Source organism: Mycobacterium sp. (assembly GCF_049280035.1).
Classification (GTDB): domain Bacteria; phylum Actinomycetota; class Actinomycetes; order Mycobacteriales; family Mycobacteriaceae; genus Mycobacterium.
In genome coordinates this window covers 1-5859 of the sequence record NZ_JBAPPI010000200.1, presented here as the reverse complement: position 1 = coordinate 5859, position 5859 = coordinate 1, and the positions used below count along the sequence as shown (strand labels likewise).

Genomic DNA, 5859 nt, shown 5'->3' with positions numbered 1-5859 from the left:
CGCGGATCGACCACACCCGGGATGTCCGCCAGCGCCCGCAGGGCCACCAGCAGGCCGGTGGCCTCCGGCGAGGTGAGCTGCAGCGGCGTGTCCATGCCCGCCGAGAACGTCACCTCGACGGTGTCGCCCTCGAACGCGAAGTCGATCAGGTCGCCCGGGCTGTAGCCGGGCAGGCCGCACAGCCACAACTGATCGAGGTCCTCTCCCAGCTGCTTGACGGAAACACCCAGGTCAGCGGCGGCCTGCGCCCGAGTCACCCGTGGGTTTGCCTGAAAATACGGCACCATGTTGAGCAGTCGCACCAGGCGAGTGGACACCGGAGTCATGAGCGGGCCTCCCCATTGCCGCCGGCCTGGGCGCGCAACCGGCCCAGCACCTCCTCGCGCAGAGTGGCAGGTTCCAGCACGACGGCGTCGGCGCCGTAACCGGTGATATCGCGCGCCAATCGGTCAGTGGTTCCGATGTCGAGTTCGATGACCTCGCCGTCGCGGCCGGCCAATGGCTGCGGCCCCAGCGATGTCCCGGCGCGTCGCAACGCGGTGGCCCGCCCGTCGGCCACCCAGACTTGAGCCCGCACGCCCGACGGCGCCTCGCCGACCGCCTCGGCCACGATCCTGCGCAGATCGACGTGCGCAGGCCGGGTGAAGGCATCAACCGCGCCGATCGGTGTCACCTCGCCGCCGATCCGGGACAGCCGGAACGTGCGGGTGGCGCCGCGGTCGCGGTCGTGCCCGACGAGATACCAGCGGCCTTTCTCGGTCACCACGCCCCACGGCTCGACTGTGCGCATGGTGTAGGGCTCGGCGCGTGACGGTCGGTGCGGAAATTGCACGGCCTGCGCGGAGTCGATCGCCGACAGCAGCGCTCCGAGGACGTCTTCCGACCCGCGCAGCCCCAACGTCCCGGCAGGCGACGCGATGGCGACCGGCGCATCCGGGTCGAGGTCCACGCCGGCGGCCCGCAGCTTGAGCAGCGCACCCTGGGTGGCGGTAATCAATTCCGGCGATTCCCACAACTGGGTTGCGACGGCCACGGCCGCCGCCTCGTCGGCGGTCAGCTCGACGGCGGGCAATGCGTACGCCTCGCGGTTGATGCGGTAACCCTCGACCGGATCGAACGACGACACCTTGCCGGTCTCCAGCGGGATGCCCAGATCGCGCAGTTCGTTCTTGTCGCGCTCGAACATACGCGAGAACGCTTCGTCGCTGGCGGTGTCCGAATAGCCCGCCACGCTGGACCGGATTTTCTCGGCGGTGATGTAGCCGCGGGTGGAGAGCAACGCGATGACGAGGTTCACCAATCGCTCGACTTTGGAAATCGCCACCCGTAGCAGCTTAGGGGTGCAGTAAAGCCAGTTCGTGATCGACGTGTCGGTCACGTCGATCAGCCCGCGTGACGAGGTCGCAGAATGCCCCCTACGGGCCGCGATCGCAGGCACCGTTGCGCCGACGTGTACTGGTGAGTCGGTGAGTTGCTCGACCCCCCGGGTCTGGGATTACCGGAACAGTTGTGTCGAGCTGGGAAACGTCGCCATACCCAGAAGTAGCTGCGCAGCACTTCAGAGCGCCACACGTACATGCAGTTCGCCAAATGGCCCACCAGCGAGTAGCGTTCGTGTTGGTTGATACTTCAGCAGTCCGCAGCGGCCCAGTCACGAGCCACGGTCACGTGCCCACGCCGGACATCTAATCTGAGTTGACGTCCCTCCCGGCGCGACTCGTCGAATCCGATGATCCGATGCCGTCGGACGCAGTCAGTCCGGCATGGAGCCGAAACCCGGGTGCCACCAACCTATTTCGTATTTCGCGAAATCTTTTGTCGAGGCTAGCGCCCGTCGGATCGGTCGAGCACGTCGATCGGACTACAAACGTCAGGAACACGAGCTCGATCAGTGATCCACCCGCATTTCGCGCAGCACAAGGGATAACACGATCTCTCGCACCCGGTCTGAACCGGATACGAGTCGGCTACGACCCCAACGCGGGGTCGTCGCACGGTCATCCGCAGTCTGCGGCTGACCACCACAGAAGGGATACACCACATGGGATTCGTCGATAAGGCCAAAAATGCTGTTGAGGATGCCGCCGGTAAAGCTAAGGAGCAGGCCGGCAAGGTTACTGGCGACAGGCACACCGAAGGCCAAGGCAAGAAGGACCAAGCCACGTCGAGCTTGAAGAAGGCCGGCGAAAACATCAAGGACGCGGTCAAGTAACCGCTATTGGTGTGGCCTGCCGCCGACCGCGGTTGGCAGGCCACACCAATTCCAATAGCACCGAAACGCCTCGAAAGATCAGTACGACAAGCAACAGAAACTGACCCGACTCCTCGCCCGATCGCAGCGTGAACCCCACAGGTCTGACCAGTAGTTTTGGTCCCGTGAGGCTTCCCGCACCAGCTACATGCTGGCGATCAGCCTCTTGACCCGCTCGTCGACCGACCGGAACGGGTCCTTGCACAGCACAGTGCGCTGAGCCTGGTCGTTGAGTTTGAGGTGCACCCAGTCGACGGTGAAATCCCGACCGGCGGCCTGGGCGGCACTGATGAATTCGCCCCGCAGCCGCGCGCGGGTGGTCTGTGGCGGCTGGTCGACGGCGTCTTCGATTTCTTCGTCGGTGGTGATGCGCGACGCCAGACCCTTGCGTTGCAGCAGATCGAAGACGCCGCGGCCGCGTTTGATGTCGTGGTAGGCCAGATCCAGCTGGGCGATCTTCGGGTCGGACAGCTCCATGTCGTAGCGGTCCTGGTAGCGCTGGAACAACTTGCGCTTGATCACCCAGTCGATTTCTGTGTCGACCTTCGCGAAATCCTGGCTTTCCACGGCGTCGAGCTGGCGCCCCCACAAGTCGACGACCTGCTCGATCTGCGCGTTGGGCTCACGGGTTTGCAGGTGCTCGACGGCGCGTGCGTAGTACTCCCGCTGGATGTCCAGGGCGCTGGCCTGACGGCCGCCGGCCAGCCGCACCGGCCGCCGACCCGTCACATCGTGGCTGACCTCGCGGATCGCCCGGATCGGGTTGTCCAGTGAGAAGTCGCGGAACGCCACGCCCGCTTCGATCATTTCCAGCACCAGCGCTGCAGTGCCCACCTTGAGCATGGTGGTGGTCTCGCACATGTTGGAGTCGCCGACGATGACGTGCAGACGGCGGTACTTCTCAGCATCGGCATGGGGCTCGTCGCGCGTGTTGATGATCGGGCGGCTCCGAGTGGTGGCCGACGAGACGCCTTCCCAGATGTGCTAGGCGCGCTGCGACAGGCAGAACGTGGCGGCCTTCGGGGTCTGCAGCACCTTGCCTGCGCCGCAGATGAGCTGGCGGGTGACCAGGAACGGCAGCAGCACGTCGGAGATACGGGAGAACTCGCCCGCGCGCACGATCAGGTAGTTCTCATGGCAGCCGTACGAGTTGCCAGCCGAGTCGGTGTTGTTCTTGAACAGGTAGATGTCGCCGCCGATGCCCTCGTCGGCGAGCCGCTGCTCGGCGTCGACAAGCAGATCTTCCAGCACCCGCTCGCCGGCACGGTCGTGGGTGACCAGCTGCACCAGGCTGTCGCATTCGGCGGTGGCATATTCCGGATGGCTGCCCACGTCGAGGTACAGCCGTGCGCCGTTACGCAGGAAAACGTTGGAGCTTCGCCCCCAGGAGACCACCCGGCGAAACAGGTAGCGGGCCACCTCGTCCGGCGACAAGCGCCGATGACCGTGGAATGTGCAGGTGACACCGAATTCGGTCTCGATGCCCATAATCCGCCGCTGCACAATTCGAGCGTACTGGTTGGATGCGCAACTGGGGCGGAAGCCCCCGCCGAGAGCGTGGCGTCGACAGGGTCGCACCCCAGCTACTCCGGTATGATTGAGTTGCTCGTTTCTTCGAGCACAGTCGTCAGAAAGGCTTCTCCAGTCCTGTGGACAGAGCCAGGGTCGCGGAGCACCCGCGGCCGGACCACGTCATCGCACACATCAGCGACACCCATCTCATAGCCGGCGACGGCGACCTCTACGGCGACGTCGACGCGGAGGACCGATTATCCGAGCTGCTTGAGCGGCTCGAGTCTTCCGGGACTCGCCCCGATGCATTCGTCTTTACCGGCGACCTCGCCGACAAAGGGCAGCCCGACGCTTACCGCAAGCTGCGTGACATGGTCGAGCCATTGGCTAATCGCCTTGGCGCTGACGTCATCTGGGTAATGGGTAACCACGACGACAGAGCGGCGCTGCGCGAACACTTGTTGCGCGAGTCGCCGACGATGGCGCCGATGGACTGGGTGCACGACGTCGCCGGTTTACGAGTGATCGTCTTGGATACTTCGGTTCCCGGCTATCACCATGGCGAAATCACGCCGGAGCAATTAGATTGGCTCGCAGCGCAACTGGCCGAACCCGCACCTTTCGGCACTATCCTTGCGATGCACCATCCACCGATTCCCAGCGTGCAGGACCTGGCCGTCACCGTGGAGCTGCGCGACCAAACACCACTTGCCCGAGTGCTGCGCGGCACCGACGTGCGCAGCATCCTCGCCGGGCACCTGCACTACTCCACCACGGCCACCTTTGCCGGAATTCCGGTATCGGTGGCCTCGGCCAGTTGCTACACCCAGGACCTCCTGACGGCCGGATCCCGGGGCCGCGATGGTGCACAAGCATTCAACCTTGTGCACTGCTACCCAGAAACGGTGGTGCACACCGTCATTCCACTGGCCGCCGGCCCCACCGTAGGACGATTCGTCCAACCCGACACCGTGCAGCAGGAACTTGCCGACGCGAGGGTGAGCATCCTGCCTGCAGGCCGGATACCGCGCATCGCCCAGCCACTCGCACGCACGTAGCGCGCGAGCACTCGTCGCCGACCGCCCGCTGCTGCGCGCTCACTTCGAGGAAGCTGCCGTGGGCGGGCCCTAAGAAGTCGTCAAAGATTACGAAATTTCCTATGCTCCAGCCAGTTTGGTGTTCTATCCACTGTCTGATAGTCAATGCGGTGAACACGATGCTCGCATGCGCCTCGATCAACTCGCGCCAGTGATGGTGGATCGGCCGGGCTTGTGAGTCGTACTTGGACATACGAGAGCTCTTCTCGATCTGGCACTGCTGGTGGCAGGTGTCGATGACCAACTCGGCGGAAATACGGGTACTTAGCGGGCGGATTCTAGGTCACTGCTCCCACGAATAGCCGTCAAGAAGGCGTTATGATTTCGTCTGCCTTTCGTTAAAACCACATCATCGGATGTGTTGATGGTCACGACACTGTTGCGCCGTGCTGCGCCACTCGCTATACAAGATGCAACGCAACCACCTAGGTGGCTGTCCATCTGCGGAAACCCAAATTGCTTTGTTCCGTGATGAATTGAACTGCGCACATACGAGTCGGTGAATTGAATCTCAGATTGGGACACAACGACGTCTCCCGCCTGTTGCCTCAATCAGTTGCTAGGGAGAGTCGATGCCACTCGGTAATGTGCTGCACCCGCTGATCATGCTGGCCTCAGTTTTGGTCGGCTCAGTGATTGTCGGAAACCTGTTCCGTCGGTTTAATCAGCCCGCGGTCGTCGGCGTAATCCTATTCGGCATTGTGGTGGGGACAATCCTGGCCGCCAGTTCCCACTCCGTGAAATCGGTGTTGCTGTCGGGGGCCACGAAGTCCCTCATCGAAACCGTGGGCTATGCGGGCCTCTTGCTACTGATGTTTTCGGTCGGAATTGAGCTGCGCGCCTACAGCAAATCGGGCGAGCGGTCACCACGCTGGCAACTCGTGCCCTGCGTGCTGGCTCCCATCGTCGTCTCCGCGGCTGCAGCTTGGCCCTTCGCCCACCGACTTGCGGGCCCACACGGCAATCCGTTACACGCGTGGATATTTGTCGGTGTGGCGC

General features: G+C 63.5%; 4 protein-coding genes and 2 pseudogenes. 3 read left to right on the top strand and 3 right to left on the bottom strand.

The features are described 5' to 3' along the window. Both WAN71_RS06545 and WAN71_RS06540 read right to left on the bottom strand, forming a co-directional pair. Positions 1-326 (bottom strand): annotated as a pseudogene (locus tag WAN71_RS06545) (protein pafC); the annotation flags it as partial. Further along, the gene (locus WAN71_RS06540) at positions 323-1324 is read right to left on the bottom strand and encodes a helix-turn-helix transcriptional regulator (protein WP_422224554.1); all 1002 of its coding nucleotides are present in this window, start codon (positions 1322-1324) and stop codon (positions 323-325) included. The pseudogene WAN71_RS06545 and the gene WAN71_RS06540, both read right to left, overlap by 4 nt. A gap of 717 nt (positions 1325-2041) precedes the next feature. Here WAN71_RS06540 and WAN71_RS06535 point away from each other — a divergent pair. Then, positions 2042-2212: a CsbD family protein gene (locus tag WAN71_RS06535; protein ID WP_422224553.1), complete on the top strand. Its 171-nt coding sequence runs from the start codon at positions 2042-2044 to the stop codon at positions 2210-2212. 183 nt (positions 2213-2395) lie between these two features. Here WAN71_RS06535 and pafA read toward each other — a convergent pair. Next, positions 2396-3754 (bottom strand): annotated as a pseudogene (gene pafA / locus WAN71_RS06530) (Pup--protein ligase). Between the two features lie 146 nt (positions 3755-3900). Between pafA and WAN71_RS06525 the strand changes: the two are divergent. Then, positions 3901-4821, top strand: a complete 921-nt coding sequence (locus WAN71_RS06525) for a phosphodiesterase (protein ID WP_422224552.1) — start codon at positions 3901-3903, stop codon at positions 4819-4821. Positions 4822-5432: 611 nt separating this feature from the next. Beyond that, positions 5433-5859, top strand: a 427-nt coding sequence (locus tag WAN71_RS06520) for a cation:proton antiporter (RefSeq protein ID WP_422224551.1), incomplete at its 3' end; no start/stop codon positions are given.